The sequence below is a fragment of the Actinomycetota bacterium genome, from assembly GCA_030684515.1.
Taxonomy (GTDB): Bacteria; Actinomycetota; Actinomycetes; order S36-B12; family S36-B12; genus UBA11398.
Genome location: JAUXVJ010000016.1, coordinates 26,335 through 43,678 on the forward strand (window position 1 = coordinate 26,335; position 17,344 = coordinate 43,678).

The 17,344-nt window shown below is 58.7% G+C and carries 18 protein-coding genes; 12 read left to right on the forward strand and 6 right to left on the reverse strand.

Translation table 11 applies throughout. From position 1 onward, the window contains the following. The first annotated feature begins 16 nt into the window (after positions 1-16). The 6 genes from Q8M73_06610 (at position 17) to Q8M73_06635 (ending at position 5,493) form a co-directional block, all read left to right on the forward strand. Positions 17-1,090, forward strand: coding sequence for a type III polyketide synthase (locus Q8M73_06610; protein MDP2288221.1), 1,074 nt, complete (start codon positions 17-19; stop codon positions 1,088-1,090). A 4-nt stretch (positions 1,091-1,094) separates the two neighbouring features. Then, on the forward strand, positions 1,095-1,625 hold the full coding sequence (locus Q8M73_06615) for an isoprenylcysteine carboxylmethyltransferase family protein (GenBank protein ID MDP2288222.1): 531 nt from the start codon (positions 1,095-1,097) through the stop codon (positions 1,623-1,625). After that, entirely contained in the window at positions 1,622-2,635 is a 1,014-nt protein-coding gene (locus Q8M73_06620; protein ID MDP2288223.1) for an NAD(P)/FAD-dependent oxidoreductase, read from the forward strand. Before Q8M73_06615 ends, Q8M73_06620 begins: the two co-directional genes overlap by 4 nt. A gap of 95 nt (positions 2,636-2,730) precedes the next feature. Further along, positions 2,731-3,951, forward strand: coding sequence for an FAD-dependent oxidoreductase (locus tag Q8M73_06625; protein MDP2288224.1), 1,221 nt, complete (start codon positions 2,731-2,733; stop codon positions 3,949-3,951). A 10-nt stretch (positions 3,952-3,961) separates the two neighbouring features. Continuing rightward, positions 3,962-4,849: a fructose bisphosphate aldolase gene (locus tag Q8M73_06630; protein ID MDP2288225.1), complete on the forward strand. Its 888-nt coding sequence runs from the start codon at positions 3,962-3,964 to the stop codon at positions 4,847-4,849. Between the two features lie 29 nt (positions 4,850-4,878). After that, positions 4,879-5,493, forward strand: coding sequence for a heme-binding beta-barrel domain-containing protein (locus Q8M73_06635; GenBank protein ID MDP2288226.1), 615 nt, complete (start codon positions 4,879-4,881; stop codon positions 5,491-5,493). Here Q8M73_06635 and Q8M73_06640 read toward each other — a convergent pair. Together Q8M73_06640 and Q8M73_06645 are read right to left on the reverse strand one after the other, a co-directional pair. Beyond that, positions 5,490-6,401 (reverse strand): hypothetical protein, encoded by a 912-nt coding sequence (locus tag Q8M73_06640; protein MDP2288227.1) that lies wholly within the window; start codon positions 6,399-6,401, stop codon positions 5,490-5,492. The two genes, Q8M73_06635 and Q8M73_06640, sit on opposite strands and share 4 nt — an antisense overlap. Continuing rightward, entirely contained in the window at positions 6,398-6,757 is a 360-nt protein-coding gene (locus Q8M73_06645; GenBank protein ID MDP2288228.1) for a GNAT family N-acetyltransferase, read from the reverse strand. Before Q8M73_06645 ends, Q8M73_06640 begins: the two co-directional genes overlap by 4 nt. 95 nt (positions 6,758-6,852) lie before the next feature. On the opposite strand from Q8M73_06645, the gene Q8M73_06650 reads away from it, so the two are divergent. Genes Q8M73_06650 through Q8M73_06660 form a run of 3 tightly spaced genes read left to right on the forward strand, consistent with a single transcriptional unit; the run spans position 6,853 to position 9,307 of the window. After that, on the forward strand, positions 6,853-7,464 hold the full coding sequence (locus Q8M73_06650; protein ID MDP2288229.1) for a malonic semialdehyde reductase: 612 nt from the start codon (positions 6,853-6,855) through the stop codon (positions 7,462-7,464). Positions 7,465-7,507: 43 nt separating this feature from the next. Continuing rightward, complete coding sequence (locus Q8M73_06655; GenBank protein MDP2288230.1) at positions 7,508-7,969, forward strand: DUF1801 domain-containing protein; 462 nt, start codon at positions 7,508-7,510, stop codon at positions 7,967-7,969. 48 nt (positions 7,970-8,017) lie between these two features. Continuing rightward, positions 8,018-9,307, forward strand: a complete 1,290-nt coding sequence (locus tag Q8M73_06660) for a chloride channel protein (GenBank protein MDP2288231.1) — start codon at positions 8,018-8,020, stop codon at positions 9,305-9,307. Between the two features lie 15 nt (positions 9,308-9,322). On the opposite strand, the gene Q8M73_06665 is transcribed toward Q8M73_06660, so the two are convergent. Together Q8M73_06665 and Q8M73_06670 are read right to left on the reverse strand one after the other, a co-directional pair. Beyond that, on the reverse strand, positions 9,323-10,366 hold the full coding sequence (locus tag Q8M73_06665; GenBank protein ID MDP2288232.1) for a cation diffusion facilitator family transporter: 1,044 nt from the start codon (positions 10,364-10,366) through the stop codon (positions 9,323-9,325). Positions 10,367-10,383: 17 nt separating this feature from the next. Beyond that, positions 10,384-11,046 carry a hypothetical protein gene (locus Q8M73_06670; GenBank protein MDP2288233.1) on the reverse strand — a complete coding sequence of 221 codons (663 nt, stop codon included), beginning with the start codon at positions 11,044-11,046 and terminating at the stop codon, positions 10,384-10,386. A gap of 99 nt (positions 11,047-11,145) precedes the next feature. Here Q8M73_06670 and Q8M73_06675 point away from each other — a divergent pair, with 99 nt between their 5' ends. Further along, complete coding sequence (locus Q8M73_06675) at positions 11,146-12,771, forward strand: MFS transporter (GenBank protein ID MDP2288234.1); 1,626 nt, start codon at positions 11,146-11,148, stop codon at positions 12,769-12,771. 5 nt (positions 12,772-12,776) lie between these two features. On the opposite strand, the gene Q8M73_06680 is transcribed toward Q8M73_06675, so the two are convergent. Then, positions 12,777-14,240 (reverse strand): DUF2252 domain-containing protein, encoded by a 1,464-nt coding sequence (locus Q8M73_06680; GenBank protein ID MDP2288235.1) that lies wholly within the window; start codon positions 14,238-14,240, stop codon positions 12,777-12,779. Positions 14,241-14,328: 88 nt separating this feature from the next. Here Q8M73_06680 and cysK point away from each other — a divergent pair, with 88 nt between their 5' ends. After that, complete coding sequence (cysK, locus tag Q8M73_06685; protein ID MDP2288236.1) at positions 14,329-15,261, forward strand: cysteine synthase A; 933 nt, start codon at positions 14,329-14,331, stop codon at positions 15,259-15,261. Between the two features lie 17 nt (positions 15,262-15,278). Then, on the forward strand, positions 15,279-16,007 hold the full coding sequence (cysE, locus tag Q8M73_06690; GenBank protein MDP2288237.1) for a serine O-acetyltransferase: 729 nt from the start codon (positions 15,279-15,281) through the stop codon (positions 16,005-16,007). Here the strand turns inward: cysE and Q8M73_06695 are convergent. Then, positions 15,959-17,278 (reverse strand): MFS transporter, encoded by a 1,320-nt coding sequence (locus Q8M73_06695; GenBank protein MDP2288238.1) that lies wholly within the window; start codon positions 17,276-17,278, stop codon positions 15,959-15,961. The two genes, cysE and Q8M73_06695, sit on opposite strands and share 49 nt — an antisense overlap. Between the last annotated feature and the right edge of the window lie 66 nt (positions 17,279-17,344).

Below are 17,344 nucleotides of genomic sequence, written 5' to 3' on the forward strand. Positions count from 1 at the left end.
TTCAGGGATGTCTGTGTTGAGTGTCATTGCGGCAGTTCACGGCCAGTTGGCTCCTCATCGGTATCCACAGGCGGAGATCACAGCGGCTTTTGCTGAAGTGGTGTCACCCACGGGCGAGCACCGGCCGCTCATTGAACGAATTCACCTTGCCACGGGAATTGAATTTCGCAATCTGGCTATCCCGCTCGATGAATATGCGCAGCTTTCTGGCTTCGGTGAAGCCAATGATGCATTCATTCGGGTGGCTCTGGACCTTGGGGAAGCAGCAATCAACGGGGCACTTCAGGAGGTGGGGCTCGACGCTCGCGATATTGACCTCGTTATGTCCACCTCAGTTACGGGCATTGCCACACCGTCCCTGGATGCCCAACTTGTCGCTCGAGTGGGCTTTCGCGAGGACATCAAGCGCCTCCCAATTTTTGGTCTCGGGTGTGTCGCCGGGGCGGCTGGCATTGCTCGAATACACGACTATCTCCTTGGTCACCCACACGACATTGCGTTGCTGCTGTCAGTTGAGCTCTGCTCTCTCACGGTTCAACGTGATGACTATTCGATGCCGAATATCGTCGCCAGCGGACTCTTCGGCGACGGGGCGGCCGCAGTGATCATGGTTGGTGCCGATCGCGCGAAGGAGCTGGGGCTGACAGGTCCACGGGTACTTGCGTCACGCAGTCGGCTGTATCCCCGGACCGAGCGAACCATGGGGTGGGATATAAGTGAGCGCGGCTTTCGAGTCGTGCTCTCAGCGGGGGTGGGCGATGTGATCAGCCAATACCTGCGAGAGGACGTAGATGCTTTCCTGACGAGTCAGGGTCGTGCGCTCGGCGATGTGACGCGCTGGGTATGTCATCCGGGAGGGCCTCGCGTGCTGCAAGCCATTGAATCAAGCCTCGAGCTTGACGCAAGTCAGCTTGACGTCACGTGGCGTTCGCTTGCGGCAATCGGCAATCTGTCTTCCGCTTCAGTGCTGCATGTGCTTCGCGACACCATGCACGGGTGTGGCATGGAGCAGCCGCCGAGCCGAACGCCAGGTGTGGTCATGGCCATGGGGCCCGGATTCTGTGCCGAACTCGTGTTGTTGGAGTGGTGAAGTAGTGCTCGGCTACTGGGCTTTCACGCTCTTGATCGTGCTGGTTTCGGTAGAGCGGATCATCGAGTTGCGAGTGTCCAAACGCAACCTGCAATGGAGTTTCGCTCGCGGTGGAATTGAATTCGGCAGATCGCACTATCCATTCATGGTCGCCCTCCATGTATTTCTTCTCGTCGGCGCACTCCTTGAAGTATGGATCTGGCAAAAGCCGCTGATTGCTGCACTTTCGTGGGCGATGTTCGCCGTCGTACTCGCGGCGCAGGGTCTGCGCTGGTGGTGCATCGCGACTCTCGGCAAACGTTGGAACACGTTGGTTGTCATCGTTCCTGGGCTTCCGCGCGTCACGAGTGGGCCCTACCGGTTTCTGAGCCATCCCAATTACGTCGCTGTGGTGATTGAGGGGATCGCTCTTCCGCTCGTGGGCTTTGCCTGGGTGACGGCTGCCATTTTCACCTTGCTGAATGTGCCGCTGCTCATGGTTCGGCTGCGAGTTGAGAATCACGCGCTGGCGACTCTACCGGCGAGTGCCGCATGATCGACGTTCTCGTAGCCGGTGCTGGGCCGGTGGGGCTTGCCTTTGCTATTGATGCGGCTCAAAAGGGACTGGAAGTACAGGTGCTGGACCCTCGCGCGTCACCAGTCGACAAAGCATGCGGCGAGGGATTGATGCCTAGCGCCGTTGCGCGGTTGGCCGAAATGGGTGTGGATCCTCCAGGGCTGGAGTTCACCGGTATCCGATACATCTCTCCGGGTCACTCAGCCCTTGCCCACTTCAGTGCCGGCCCGGGCCGGGGAGTACGCAGAACCATCTTGCAGACACTCATGCAGGGCCGGGCCAGAGATCTGGGTGTCCAGTTCGCCGAAGACCGCATCACCGAAGTTGTGCAGGAGTCGGACAGTATTCGGGCAGGCAGGTGGACTGCGAGGTATCTGGTTGGCGCCGACGGCTTGCACTCGCAGGTCCGCTCGGCATTGAAGATCCCTGCGGTCACCGGCAATTGGCATCGCTTCGGCATTCGTCAGCACTTTGAAGTTGCACCGTGGACGAAGGTCGTTGAGGTCTATTGGCTGCCACATGCCGAGCTGTATGTGACACCGATTGATGAGGCCACTGTTGGTGTGGCAGTACTTGGTTCTGCGCCTTTGGATCTCGACTTCACGATCTCGCAAGTTCCTTCGCTGGCTTGGCGATTGAAGAACGCACCTCGGACGAGCAGCGCTCGTGGTGCCGGGCCCATGAACGTGCGGGTTGGCCAGCGGCGCGCTGGTCGCGCCATCTTGATTGGCGATGCAGCGGGGTACGTCGATGCGCTCACTGGCGAGGGTCTTCGGATTGGATTTGAACAAGCGCATGCTGCGGTTTCCCGCGTGCTTGCACACGATCTTGGCCAGTATGAACGTGATTGGCAGCGCATCACGCGTTCGTACCGAGTAATGACGTCGTCCTTGTTGTTCGCTGCGAAGCGCAACTCTTTGCGAAGTGCAATCGTGCCCACTGCGCAGACGGCGCCGCGGGCGTTCACGCACATGGTGAATCTTCTGTGAATTCGAGACCTCGCCTTGGCGTCTTGGGGTCGATACCTGCCCGGGCGTCGCTCGTACTAGTGAACCGGGCAGCATGACTGTGGTTCGATAGCTGGATGACTTCCAATTTTGTAATTGTCGGAGGCGGTCTGGCTGGGGCCAAAGCTGCCGAAGCGCTGCGCGCCAATGGCTTCGAAGGCTCGATCACCATTGTGACCAAGGAATCGCACCTGCCGTACGAGCGTCCGCCACTGTCCAAGGGCTTCTTGATGGGCAAGGATGCGCGGGAGAGCGTCTTCGTGCATCCCCTGGAGTGGTACGCCGAGCACTCTGTTGAGTTGAAGCGAGATTCAGAAGCGGTGGCCGTTGACAAGGCATCGCGCATCGTCACCATGAGTGACGGAACCACGCTGCCCTACGACAAGCTCCTGCTCGCCACCGGATCCTTCCCCAGGAAGTTGAGCATCCCGGGGGCTGAACTCTCAGGAGTGTTCTATCTGCGAGAGATCGAAGACAGCGAGGCCATCAAGTCGGCCTTTGCCTTGTCCAAGAGTGTGGTCGTCATCGGTGCCGGGTGGATCGGGCTTGAGACGGCAGCAGCAGCTCGTGCCGCCGGGCTGGATGTGACCATTCTTGAGTCGGCCTCATTGCCGCTGGTCGGCATCGTTGGAGAGCAAGTGGGTCAGGTCTTTGCCGACGTGCAGCGCAAGAACGGAGTTGACCTTCGCCTCAACGTCATTGTGGATGAGATCGTTGGAATCGATGGTCGAGTCACCGGAGTGCGCCTGGGCGATGGCAGCCTGATCGCGGCCGACATGGTGATTGTCGGCGTCGGCATCACACCCGCCGTAGCGCTTGCTGAATCCGCTGGGCTTGAAGTCGACAATGGCATTGTCGTCGACGAGCATCTACGCACGAGTGACCCAGACATCTATGCAGCAGGGGATGTGGCCAATGCGTTCAACCCACGTATCGGTTCGCATATCCGAGTCGAGCATTGGGCCAACGCCTTGAATATGCCGGCAGTCGCTGTGAAGGGGATGATGGGTCAAGTTGCGGTGTACGACCGTCTCCCGTATTTCTACAGCGATCAATATGACCTCGGGCTGGAGTATGTGGGCTATACCGCTCCTGGAGACTTCGACGAGGTCGTCATTCGAGGAGACTTGAATGCTGGCGCCTTCATTGCCTTCTGGCTTCGCGAAGGAAAAGTCCAGGCAGGGATGAACGCGAACATCTGGGATGTTGTGGATCCGATTCGCGAACTGATTCACCGGGGCACTCCGGTCGATAGCGTGGCCTTGGGCGACGAGAATGTCGAACTCGGATCATTATGAGGAGACGATTGTGAATCAAGCTCAATTCGAGAAGATGAAGTCGGGCAAGGGTTTCATTGCCGCGCTCGATCAAAGCGGTGGTAGCACGCCCAAGGCCCTTTCGCTCTATGGCCTGGATTCCTCGGCGTACTCAAATGACGCGGAGATGTACGACTGCATCCATCAGATGCGCAGTCGCATCATCACCAGCCCTTCATTCGGTGGTGATCGGATCCTCGGTGCGATCCTCTTTGAGATGACGATGGATCGTCAGATCGATGGCCAGGGCACAGCCGAGTATCTGTGGGGAGTCAAGCAGGTGGTGCCGTTCTTGAAAGTAGACAAGGGTCTTGCCGACGATGCCGATGGCGTTCAACTCATGAAGCCCATGCCCGATCTTGGCCCGCTACTGGACCGCGCTGTGGGTCATGGTGTCTTTGGCACCAAGATGCGTTCGGTGATCAAGCTCGCAAATGATGCGGGGATTCAGTCCCTTGTTGAACAGCAGTTTGAGATTGGAGCGCAGATTCTTCGCGCAGGCCTAGTGCCAATCATCGAGCCGGAAGTCGATATTCACAGTGCAGAAAAGGGCGCTGCTGAAGTCCAGCTGCTCGCTGCCCTGACCCAGCACCTTGATGCGCTACCAGCAGATCAGTCAGTCATGCTCAAGTTGACCCTGCCAGATGAGGCCGATTTCTACACTTCGCTGGTTAATCATCCAAGAGTGCTGCGGGTAGTTGCCTTGTCGGGCGGCTACACACGAGAAGAGGCGGATGCCAAGCTGACGAGCAACCATGGCGTCATCGCCAGTTTCTCGCGGGCGCTGACGGAAGGCTTGTCCGCGCAACAGACACAGGCTGAATTCGATCAGACCTTGGATGCAACTATTGCCAGCATCTACGCGGCTTCCATCACCTAGAGGCGCTTGGTCCAAGAGACAATTGGACTATGGACATTTACACCGAACCCGAAGGCAGTCCGGACACTCTTGCCAATTTGGGCCCTCTTCGCGCGCTCGCCGGTGTCTGGGAAGGAGTTCGAGGTCATGATGTACATCCCGTTGCCGATGGTCCGGAAACGGAACTCTATGTTGAGCGCTACGAGGCACAACCCATAGATTTTCAAACCAACGGACCGCAGCTCCTGTATGGGCTGAGGTATCACTCGCACATCCGAAAGACCGGGGATGTGGCGATGTTCCACGAACAAGTGGGTTACTGGCTCTGGGAGCCCGCTACTCACACCGTCACCATGACCTTGGCGATCCCCCGGGCTCAAGTGCTGCTCGCCAGTGGCCGGTGTGACACAGATGCGCGAGTTTTCAAGATTCAGGCCAGTCGCGGATCAATGACGTATGGCATTGCCTCGAGCCCATTTCTGGACGACAACTTCACCACCACGGACTTCCGAATGACGGTGACAGCCAATCACGACGGATCGTGGAGTTATGACGAGTGCGCAACCTTGAAGTTGCCGGATCGCACCGTTGGCTTTGAGCACACTGACCGCAACACCTTGTTCCTCATCGAGCCGCCGACTCCGAATCCGCTCTCGCTTGCCTAAAGCACAGCAGATGTCATCCGCGCGACGAGGTGGCGGGCCAGACTCTGGGATGGACTCGAGGTCAGTTGCTCATGGATTCCGAGAAAGAGCGAGGGTTCGACCATCTCCAGTTCGAGCACCGCAGGATTACCCGCTTGGTCGTCGATGAGATCCACCCGGGCGTAGAGCCATCCTTGGGGCGCGCATGCAAGTGCGGCCTTGGCCACCGACAACTGGTCGGCGCGAGCAGCGCGCGTGGCAATCTTCTCCTGGAGAAACAGTCCACGTTCGAACACCTGCGAGGACTCGTCCAGGGGCAGCAATGCCGCCTTGCTGATCGCGTGCGAGAACTCACCTTCAAAGAAGATGATTGCGGTCTCGGCTTCCACGTCAACGCTGTGGAAGTACGGCTGAATCATCGCGATCCGATTTTGGGCGTGCAGCGCGGCAATGGCTTCGTCACCGGCAGCGGAGTTCGTGCTGCTCAATCGAAGGGTGTTGCGTGACCCTGCCGAAATTGTTGGTTTCACGACGAACTCACCGGTTGGAAATCTCCACGTCTGCCCAGGGGTGACGAACGTGGTCGGGACAATCGGAACTCCTGCCCGCTCCAGGTCGCGGAGGTAGGTCTTGTCCGAACTCCAGGCAATCACTGGCACCGGGTTCAGGAGTGTCGAAACTGATTCGACTCTCAGCGCCCAGCGCAAGAACTCGGTGTGGTGCTGCGTGTAGTCCCAAGTCGAGCGGATGAGGACCAGATCGAATTGCGCCCAGTCGACTTCGGTGTCATTCCACACCGCGATGATCGGTTCGACACCGAGTTCGCGCAGGGGTGCAAGCAGCAACTGGTCATCGATGTCGAGTTCGGGGTATGCCTCACAAGTCGCGAGAGCAACGGTGGCCGTGAGCCCCAAGTGGATGCCGGTCAACGGTCCGGCAGCTCGAACTGAGCGCGGGCGTCAGCCGGCACAAGATGCAGATACGCATCCTGATTCTCAGTGATGACGCGAAGTGCATACGGGCAGATCGGCAGCACTTGGAGCCGGCGCTCGCGCGCTTGGTCCAGGGCAAAGGTGATGAGTTGTTTGGCCAAACCGCGCCCGGCGAATTCGGGGGAGGTCTCGGTGTGCGTCAATGTGATGCGGTCACCGGAAATCGTGTAGTCAACCAGGCCCGCACGCACTCCTTGCGCATAGATCTCAAATCTGGCCTCGTCCGGGTTGTCGCGCACCTCGATAGCCATGTCTGCCTCCTTGTCCGTTCCGCTGTCGATGGTCGTCTCCAATTTGCTTGAACATTCAACTGCATTGTATAGTTGAAGTCTCAACTACCAGTTGATCTCGACGCGGTCCACAAGTCCGCCAAAGCAAGGAGAACGCCATGAGCACCATTGTCAGCCTTGAGACCAACCCTGTGAGCCAGTCCGCATCCGAACGTCTGTTTCGCCGAGCCCACACCGCCTACCACTTCACCCCCGATCTCGTGAGCGATGCTGAGCTTGCTGAGATCTATGACTTGGTGCGACACGCCCCTACAGCGATGAACTCGCAGCCTCTTCGCATCACCTACTTGCGATCAGACGAGGCAAAGTCTCGCCTGATCCCGCATTTGTACGAAGCGAACCGGCCGAAGTCGCTTTCGGCTCCAGTGGTTGCCATCCTGGCTGCCGACACTGACTTCCATGAGCATCTGCCGCGGCTGCTCCCGCAGAGCCCGGACGCCAAAGCTCGCTTTGAAGACGCAGACGCTCGTGCCAAGGCAGCCACCTTCAATGCCAACATTCAGGCGGGCTATTTCATCCTGGCTGCACGGACCGTTGGGCTTGATGTCGGACCTATGGGTGGATTCGATTCGGCCGGTGTGGATGCAGAGTTCTTCAACGGGACTGCGCAGAAGTCCTTCCTGATCGTCAATCTTGGGCATGTGTCGCAGACCGGTACCTTCCCGCGCAATCCTCGTTTGGAACATCACGAAGCAGTGACAAGCCTCTAGGTTCCGCGGACGCAATCGCTGCATTCGCCAGTAGCCTGAGCAAATGCGCAGTGAAGCCACTTCGGTCGATCAGTACATCAGCGAGCTTCCAACTGATCGACGCGACGTTATTGCAGCGGTTCGTGCAGTGGTGCTTGCGAATCTTCCCGATGGCATTGTGGAGACAATGAACTGGGGAATGATCAGCTACGAGATACCACTGTCCACTGTGCCCGATACCTACAACGGCCAGCCACTGTCGTACGCAGGATTGGCTTCGCAGAAGCAGTACTGCGCCTTGTACTTGATGTCTGTCTACGGCAGTGAAGATTTGAGCAAGAAGTTTGAATCTGCATATCGCGCATCAGGCAAGCGCTTGGATATGGGCAAATCGTGCGTTCGCTTCCGCACTCTTGAGGATCTTCCCCTTGATGTTGTTGCCGAAGCTATTGCGGCGGTGAGCCTTGACGCATATCTCGACATGCATGAGCGCAGCCAAAACCTGCGCAAGTCGCGCAAGAAGTAGCGCATCGGCAAGTAGGGTCGTGCTGCCTCGACACACGAAAGCGGCCGCATGGACACTCCTTCACAATCTCAAGTCATCCGACTCCTCAGTCTTGCCGTCGTTCTAGGCGTGCTGGCTGCCATAGCCGGCTCAGCACTGCTGTGGGTTGTTGATCAGGGTCAGGAGTGGTTCTTTGTAGAACTGCCTGATTCCATGGGAATGGATTCGGCACCGTGGTGGCTGGCTGCTGCGCTGTTGTTCGTAGGCGCAAGCCTTGTGGCGCTGGCCAAGCGGCTACCCGGGTCAACAGGGACAGGGCCGCTCACCGGATTTCATTTCGACGACCCACTCAGCATGGTGCCGTCGGTGATCTTGGCTGCAGTGGCAACGCTGGTCTTCGGCTTCGTCCTGGGTCCTGAAGCTCCGCTTATCGTGCTTGGCAGCGCGATCGGCGCAATTCTTGGGCGCAAGGCGGCGCCTGAAGCCCGAATGGCCATGATGTTCCTTGGCGGCGCAGCTGCGCTTGGTGCGGTGCTTGGCAATCCCTTTGTGGCCGGATTCATGATTCTTGAATTCGCTGCGATGGGGATGGTGCCGGCTCTTCTCATCGCACCGGCAATGCTGGCACTGGCCTGCTCCTACTTGGTCCAAATCGGCATCTGGAACATCCCCGGTCTTGGGGAGCATGGCTTGTCGGTTCCGGGAATGCCGGCGTACACGAGTGTGCAGCCGTGGGACATTGTTGTGGCGATTCTGGTTGCGATCGTTGGCGGACTCATCGCGATTGCAGTGCGGCAAGGCGCATTGAGATTCGAGAAGTTCTCATCCAAGAAAGTTGCGTTGGGCCTATATGTCGCAACTGCTGTCACTGCGATCGTGCTGTTGATTGCACAAGAGGGCTTTGATATTGCCCAAGATCAGATCCTGTTCAGCGGAAACACCGGCATGGCGCAGTTGGTTCAGGAGACATCAATAGTGGCGGTGATTGTCATTCTGCTGGGCAAGGCCCTTGCCTATGCAGTTGCCTTGGGTGGCGGCTTTCGCGGAGGTCCGATCTTCCCAGCCACGTTCTTGGGTGTGGCTGTGGGAGTTCTCGCGGTACTCATACTTCCCTCGCACTCTGTCAGCGCCATGGCTGCCGCCGGCATTGGGGCCACTGCTGCGGCCATGCTTCGACTACCGGCGACCGCGGCCCTGCTCGGTGCGCTCCTTGTCGGCGGTGCCGGAGCAGCAATCGCACCGTTTGCGATCATTGGCGCTGTTATCGGCTACCTCATCCGGGTGGCCGTTGATGCCCAGTTGAACAAGGTTGCACCGGGCCTTGGGGACAATCCGCAGGAGCAAGTCTCAACGGCCTAGTCCCATCGCTGTGCGTCAGTTTCTGTGATGCTCGATGCCGGAGTGGAATTGAGGTCCATCGACCTCGAGCGGGCCAACGTGCACCTGAACCTCATCGATGCGCGCAATGCTGTGGAGCAATGCATGCTCGGCTTCATGCGCAATGTGATGAGCTGCTATCAGGCTGAGATTGGGATCCGCGGTGATGGCAATCTCCATGTGCAGACGATGACCAATCCACCGCATTTGGACTTTGTCGACGCCGATGATCCCGGGAGTCTTCGCCAGGATCTGCTCCACCTCCCCAATCAACTCAGGGTCGGTTGCATCCATGAGTCGTCGGTAGATGTCGCGCATGGCTTGCCAGAGCACCACCAGAATTGCGGCCGTCACGACGAGGCCGACAATCGGATCGGCCGCAGGGAAGCCGAGCAGCACCCCGAGTGCACCGACTACCACTGCCAGTGATGTGAGCGCATCCGTTCGAGCATGCAGGCCGTCAGCCACCAACGCGGCCGAGCCGATCCGTCGACCAACGCGGATCCGATAGATGGCCACCAGTTCATTGCCTGCAAAGCCAATAAGGCCAGCGGCTATCAATGCCCCGAGGTAGGACACCTCTTGGGGGTTCATCAACCGGCGGATCGATTCATAGCCGGCGATTGCGGCAGAAAGCGCGATCATCAAGAAGATGAAGATTCCGGCGAGATCCTCGGCGCGGCCAAATCCGTAGGTGTAGCGACGAGTGGCCGGTCGCCGACTGAGTGAGAAGGCGATCCACAGCGGGATGGCGGTCAGCGCGTCGGAGAGGTTGTGGATCGTGTCGGCAAGCAAGGCCACTGAGCTGGTGAGCACGACGACCGATGCTTGAATGGATGCGGTGACCAGCAATGCAAGCAGGCTGAGTTTGACGGCGCGAATGCCAGCTGCGCTGGAATCAAGCGCGGAGTCGAAGGAGTCAGCAGCATCGTGGCTGTGGCCAACGAACAGGCTGCGGATCCGGGCAAGCAGTGAAGTCGAATGTTCGTGGCCATGTGCATGGTCATGCTCGTCTGCATGGTCCTGGTGTTCGGACGCCATGCTTGTCACTCTATTGGCTACAGAACGTTGACAGCCCTTGCGAGCACAAGTGCGACGAGGATGAGTGAGATCAGCGACTCAAGAATCATGCACAGCTTTGGCCAATGCCGAATGGCTGCGACATCAGTGGGGCTGAAGGCCAGTGCCGTATTGAAGGAGAGCGCCAGGTAGTCAACGAACTTGGGATACCAGCCTTGGGATATCAGGCGTGGAATGCTCTGCTCAGGAAAGATGAAAGCCGGTTGTGTACTCAGTTCGCCTCGCGCACGGGCTGCCGGACCGCCGGAATCGAGGTGCCAGTACCAGAGGGCAAATGCGATCACGTTGATAGTCCAGATCGCGCCACCAATGATCAGGAGCTGAGCTGGCGTGGCGAAGTCGGCGTGTTGCAGGATTCCCAGGACTAAGCGCCCCGCTGAGAGCACAGTGAGGACTGTGATCAGCGCAATGAGCGCTCCGCTGACTATGCGCAACCATCGGTGATCCTTGTCGATTCGACCGGGGTCGCCGATGACGAGTACGAGAAGCATGATGATCAGCAGTCCGCAGTATGCGTAGTGCAGGGCGTTGGAAAGCCGGAATTCTTCGGGAACTATCAACACAAGACCGCCGACGGCCAGAACTGCTAGCGCCATTGGGAGTCGGCGTTCACCTATCTCTCGCGACGGCGCGTTATTCACAGCTGCGACTCTATGAGTGCAAGCCAGCAAATCAGCCGCGACTCACGTACAGATCAATAGGGTTCCTCTTGTTCACGGTCGAATTGTCAAGGGGGCAGGATGTCCACACGCAGGGCGGCAGTTGGTGCTGCTTCGGGATTGGTGTTGCTCACTCTGGGAGCCGGCCAATTCCTGATGACATTGGACAGTTCAGTGATGAATGTGTCCATGGCAACAGTGGCCGAAGACCTGGGCACATCAATCACCGGCATCCAAACAGCCATCACCATGTACACGCTTGTGATGGCGAGCCTGATGATCACAGGAGGAAAGATTGGCAGCAATATCGGCAGGCGAAATGCCTTCGCTATTGGCTGCGTGATTTACGCCATTGGATCCTTCATCACAGGTCTTTCGCAGAACCTCACGACATTGCTCATCGGCTGGTCTTTGCTCGAAGGAATCGGCGCAGCACTGATCATGCCCGCCATCGTTGGCCTCGTAGCAACGAATTTTCAGGCAAAGGAACGGCCGCGTGCCTACGGCCTGATTGCTGCAGCGGGAGCAATCGCCGTAGCGCTGGGACCGCTGATCGGTGGCGCCGCGACGACGTACTTGTCGTGGAGATGGGTGTTCTTCAGTGAGAGCATCATCGTTGCCGTCATCTTGCTGCTTTCCCGGCGGATTGCGGACGCGCCCGTTGAATCCAAGAAGCCCTTGGACTTCATTGGCACCCTGCTTTCGGTGGCAGGGCTGGGACTTGCCGTGTACGGAGTGCTGCGTACCAGCGAATGGGGATGGATTAATCCCAAGGCTGACGGCCCATCGATTGCTGGCCTGTCGCCCAGCTTTTGGTTGATCCTCGTCGGGTCAATGATTGTCTGGCTGTTCTTCCAATGGGAGCATCGAGTACTCGCCGCGGGACGAGAGCCCTTGGTGCGCGCCGACATCTTTGCCTCCAGGCAGCTCAATGGCGGTCTCATCATGTTCTTCTTTCAATTTCTGTTGCAGTCCGGAGTGTTCTTCGTCATCCCGCTGTACCTGTCAGTGGTCTTGGAACTCTCGGCGATCGACACGGGCATTCGACTCATGCCCCTGTCCATTTCCTTGCTGTTGGCAGCAGTGGCAATACCGAAATTGTGGCCGATGGTTTCGCCTCGTCGAGTTGTTCGTATAGGTGTGACCTTGATGTTGCTGGGCATCTTGGCGCTGCTTGCCGGAATTGACATCAACTCCACAGCGGCCGTTGTCGCGTTGCCATTGACCCTCTTGGGTTTGGGCATGGGCTCGTTGGCCTCGCAGCTGGGCAGCGTGACGGTCTCGGGTGTGTCCGATGAGCGCAGTGGTGAGGTCGGGGGATTGCAGAACACTGCAACGAATCTGGGAGCTTCACTTGGAACCGCATTGGCCGGTTCGATACTGATTGCTGTGCTTACTGGCTCGCTGATCGCGGGCATCCAGTCAAACGAGCAGGTTCCCGAGAGCGTGCAACAGCAGGCAGGCGTTGAACTCGCAAGCGGCGTGCCGTTCCTTTCTGACACTCAGTTGGAGGCCGCGATGTTGGAAGCCGGCGCAAGCCCTGAAGTAACAGACGCCGTCGTTATGGAGAATCAAGCAGCCCGGGTGCAAGGGCTGGATGCCGCGCTGGGCGTGCTGGCCATCCTTGCGATGGCATCCTTGGTGTTCACCTCGCGCATCCCCGAGGTGCAGCCTGGGAGTTCGCAGGTCAAGCCCGTGGCTGCGTAGTGGTCCTAGCCTTGGGGCGCTTGCTCACGCATGATGCCGGCTCCATGCATCAGGCTTTCTTGCACTGAGGCGTTCTCGTCTGAAGAATTCGCCATTGTGCCGTCTTCAAGAGCGGACTTGAATCCTGTGAAGTCAGCTTCGACTTGCAAAGCGTAGTTTTCTGAGAATGCGAGCATCGACTGATCAAAGACGTCACTGGTGCCCAGATACGAGGCGATCTTTATTGAGTCGCCTGTGCGGGCATGCCCACGCGCGAGGGTCTTGCCGCAGATTTGTGCGTAGCCGGCCAGTGTGCGGGGATTGAGGTTGGCGATCTCCGGTGACCACTTCATGTCTCGCAGTTGGCGCACGTAGAAGTGCCGACCACCAGGGCCAACGAGCCAGCCAAGAAACACATCGCTGGCTGCCTGCATTAGTCGCTGACCAGCCACGACGCGGTGTCCTTGATCCTTGAAGAGCGAGTGTGCCGCGTACGGCTCAAGCACACTGTTGACGGCCTCCTTTACCTGAAGCACGAGGAGATCCTGTGGGTCGCGGCCCTGCAGCAGTACGACAAATGCACGAAGTCCCACGCTGCCCACGCCGACGACCTTGTGCGCGAAATCTATGATTCGGTATCTGCGCAAGAGTTCGCGTCGGTCGTCGTGCAGGGTCAGACGGTATTGATCGAAGACGCCATTGATGACATCCCACATTGCGCCATCCATGGGCAGGCGCACGAGGAGGGGTGGGTCATTGACAAACTGGCGCACGCCATCGACTTCGACAGTGAGTTTGTTGATTGCTGACCACCGGTCGCGACTGCGGGCCTTCGCCAGAGTGCGATCCATGTTCTTTGCTGCCTTGTTGCCGCCTTGTGTCTGCGCGAGGTTGAGCAGAAATTCCGCATCAACTCGCGAGTACCACATGTCGAGGTCATTCATGCCGGCGTACTGCGCCATCGCGAGCCGGTATGAAGTGGCGGCGGTGAGTGTGGCCGTTCGGCGGTCGGCGATGCTGAACTGATTGTCAGTAGCGGCAATGTAGAAGGAGGCAACCATGCGAGCCACGTCCCAGTCGAAGCTGCCCGGATGCGTCTCGTCAAAGTCATTGATGTCAAAAAGCACTGATCGATCCGGACTGCCGAAGACCCCGAAATTGGACAGGTGGGCATCTCCACACAATTGGGTTGTCAAGCCTGAATTGGGGTAGGTCCCCAGGTCGTAGGCCATGACTGCGGCAGTGCCTCGGTAGAAGGTAAAAGGGCTGACTGCCATGCGGGCATGTCGGATGGGGATGAGTTCGGGCACACGATTGGCTTCCTGCTCGCGCAGCAACTGCACCGGGTCTGGTCTGTTTGCGGCCGGCTGCCAATTTCCGATCGTGCTGCGCGGATGCTCCTTGCGCGCTCGCTTTCCGGCCTCGACTCGATCAGCAACAGATTCAGTGCGCACATGTGAGCTCAAAGTGGTGTCGCTGGACTCAGTCATATCGCCAATTATGGTCGGCCGCATAGATTTTTGCCCGAGTTCACGGGGTCCGCTGTCATAGCGATCGCCAAGCGTGCATGATTTGGCCATGCGAATCGCCAATGACATCACAGAACTGATCGGCAACACCCCGCTTGTGAGAATTCGGAACATCACCGATGGGGCTGAGGCAACCGTTGCTGCGAAGCTGGAGTTCTTCAACCCTGCCAACTCGGTGAAGGACCGCATCGGGCTTTCCATGATCGATGCCGCCCAGGCCGCTGGCTTGATTGGTCCCGACACCGTGATTGTTGAACCCACCAGCGGCAACACCGGTATCGCCTTGGCGATGGTGTGTGCAGCACGTGGCATCAAGATCGTGCTGACCATGCCGGAGACCATGAGCATTGAACGTCGGATGCTGCTTCGCGGCTATGGCGCTGAATTGATTCTGACTCCAGGACCTGAGGGCATGGGTGGCGCTATTGCTCGCGCCAAGGAGCTGGCCGACTCAGATCCCAAGTACTTCATGCCGCAGCAGTTCCAGAATCCCGCCAACCCGGCGATCCACCGCGCAACGACCGCGGAAGAAATCTGGAATGACACAGATGGTCAGGTCGACATCCTGATCGCTGGCGTCGGGACTGGCGGAACGATCACAGGCGTCGGTCAGGTGCTCAAGGAGCGCCGACCAGAAGTGCAAGTCATTGCTGTGGAACCCGCGGCATCTCCAGTGCTGTCCGGAGGCCAAAAAGGGCCGCATCCCATCCAGGGCATTGGCGCGGGCTTTGTCCCAGAGATCCTGGACACCGATGTCTACGACGAGGTGGTGCAGGTGTCGGCAGATGATGCCCTGATGACAGCCCGCCGAGCAGCAACCGAAGAAGGGCTGCTCGTTGGCATCTCATCGGGTGCTGCGCTGTGGGCTGCTGCCGAGGTTGCCAGGCGACGCGAAAACGCCGGCAAGCTGATCGTGGTGATCATTCCGTCGTTCGGTGAGCGCTACTTGTCCACGGCACTGTTCGCCGGCCTCGGCGACTGAACAGCAAGCGAACCTCAGTGCGACTTCCCCAGAGTGTCCTGAACTTTCTCGAGCAAGCTCGCGAGGACGTCCAATCAGTTCTCGAACGAGATCCCGCCGCGCGTTCAGCCGCAGAGGTGGCGCTCCTGTATCCAGGCGTCCATGCAGTGTGGGCGCATCGAGTGAGCAATCACCTATGGAGTGCCGGTGCGTTCCTGCCAGCACGAGCAGTCTCGCAAGCGGCTCGCGCGCTGACAGGCATCGAGATTCATCCGGGTGCGACTCTGGGGCCTCGGGTATTCATCGACCATGGGGCTGGCGTTGTCATCGGAGAAACTGCGATCGTCGGTGCTGACGTGACGATCTATCACGGCGTCACTCTCGGTGGTACGAGCTTGAATCACGGCAAACGACACCCAACCGTCGGTGATCGCGTGACGATTGGAGCCGGTGCCAAGATTCTTGGCGATATTGAGGTCGGATCGGATTCGCGGATTGGCGCCAACGCAGTACTTGTGCGATCCGTTGATCACGATTCAGTGGTGGTCGGTGTTCCCGGGCAGGTAGTTGCGCGCGCTGGGGTGCACACCGCTCGACCCAGATTCGATGCGCAGGACCGCAATGCACCTGACCCGGTTGGCAGTGCCGTGCAAGAGCTCCTAGCTCGGGTTCAGATACTCGAGACTGAAGTCAACGGGCATGCCTCGCCGCTGGGTATTTATCGACCTGTTGATGGAGTTTGGGAGTCGACCGACTTCTCAATCTGAGTCTGGTCCGCAGCTTCAAGGTGCGGCTCGATCTGATGGATTTCTTCGGGTTCGACTTCGAGTGGGTATTTCGCTGCGACCTTCTTGAAGACCAGGAACATCGGAAGGCCGAGCAGCAGGAGCGCCGCGGCTGCAATGATGAACACGGCTTGGTAGCCGTATTGCACAGCAATGACCCCACCCAGAGCCGGCCCTAGCTGGGACGAGAGTGCCTGCACACTCTGGTACAGCCCAAACATCGAACTGAGTGCAGCAGCAGTGACAACGGTCGGCAATAGCGAGACAGCGCTGGTGGTGAGCAAGCCCTGGAAGAGCGACATGCAGATGGCAAACAGCGCCAGCGCGAGCACGGTGTTGACGAAGGCCATCGGAATAAGGAACACGGCGATGCCTACAGCTGAGATCAACAGTATCCGTTGAAGCCCGGCACGCGAGATGAGGCGACCTGCGTATACGGCTGCAATGGCGCTGGCCGCCGACATGCCAAAGAAAATCCAGCCAATGATCACTGTGCCATTGGCGCCTGAGGGCAGGATGGAAAGGACGTAGGTTGGCAGTACTGGCTGGACCATGGGCGCAGCGAAACTGAGCAGCAACACCAGCATCAGTGCGGCCCAGGCAAGCGGCGAATGCAGCACTGTGCGCAAGCTCTTGCCTCCCGACCCAGGCTTGGCTGCCAGGGCGCGAGTTGGCTCCTTGATCATGAAGACGGTCACGAGTGCCCCAGAGAACATCAGGATGCCGGCTACGACAAAGGTTGGCCGATAGCCGAATCCGGCGATGAACACGGCGGCAATGACTGGTCCAAGAGCGATGCCGCCCAGGGTTGCGCCCTGGAACTGGCCCAAAGCTTTGGGCAGTCGCGCGGCTGGAGTGCCGGCAGCGATGAGCGCCATTGCCGCCGCGGGGGCGCCGGCCATCACTCCGATGAAGGTGCGGATAGCTACGACCTGCCAGATGTTGGTGGCAAATCCGAACAACGTGAGGCCGATTGCACCTCCGAAGCAGGCGCGAATAAGCATGGGCTTGCGTCCGTACCGATCACCCAGGATTCCCCAGATTGGTCCGGACACAAAGGCCCCAACACCGCCCAGAGCGGTGGCGATGCCTGCCCACAAGGCAGCTTCCTCGCCGGTGAGGGTGGGATCCAGATCCTGAATGTAGAGCGGCAGGAATGGGATGGTGAAAGAAAAGGTGATGCACAGAAGGAATACCGCGAACATGGAGGCGTAGTTATTGCGCTGCCAGCCAGGCGCGCCTTCGTCTTCCATTGAATCCTCTCTAGTCGCCCACCTGAAGGGCTGCATTCTCATGGAACATACTGGACAGCCACGCTG

Bases quoted from the DNA above. Each gene is read 5' to 3' on its own strand.
- Q8M73_06665 (MDP2288232.1), bottom strand. From the start codon at position 10,366: ATGGCGTCCGAACACCAGGACCATGCAGACGAGCATGACCATGCACAT.
- Q8M73_06655 (MDP2288230.1), top strand. From the start codon at position 7,508: ATGCGCAGTGAAGCCACTTCGGTCGATCAGTACATCAGCGAGCTTCCA.
- Q8M73_06695 (MDP2288238.1), bottom strand. From the start codon at position 17,278: ATGGAAGACGAAGGCGCGCCTGGCTGGCAGCGCAATAACTACGCCTCC.
- Q8M73_06660 (MDP2288231.1), top strand. From the start codon at position 8,018: ATGGACACTCCTTCACAATCTCAAGTCATCCGACTCCTCAGTCTTGCC.
- Q8M73_06635 (MDP2288226.1), top strand. From the start codon at position 4,879: ATGGACATTTACACCGAACCCGAAGGCAGTCCGGACACTCTTGCCAAT.
- cysK (MDP2288236.1), top strand. From the start codon at position 14,329: ATGCGAATCGCCAATGACATCACAGAACTGATCGGCAACACCCCGCTT.
- Q8M73_06625 (MDP2288224.1), top strand. From the start codon at position 2,731: ATGACTTCCAATTTTGTAATTGTCGGAGGCGGTCTGGCTGGGGCCAAA.
- Q8M73_06675 (MDP2288234.1), top strand. From the start codon at position 11,146: ATGTCCACACGCAGGGCGGCAGTTGGTGCTGCTTCGGGATTGGTGTTG.
- Q8M73_06680 (MDP2288235.1), bottom strand. From the start codon at position 14,240: ATGACTGAGTCCAGCGACACCACTTTGAGCTCACATGTGCGCACTGAA.
- Q8M73_06620 (MDP2288223.1), top strand. From the start codon at position 1,622: ATGATCGACGTTCTCGTAGCCGGTGCTGGGCCGGTGGGGCTTGCCTTT.
- Q8M73_06650 (MDP2288229.1), top strand. From the start codon at position 6,853: ATGAGCACCATTGTCAGCCTTGAGACCAACCCTGTGAGCCAGTCCGCA.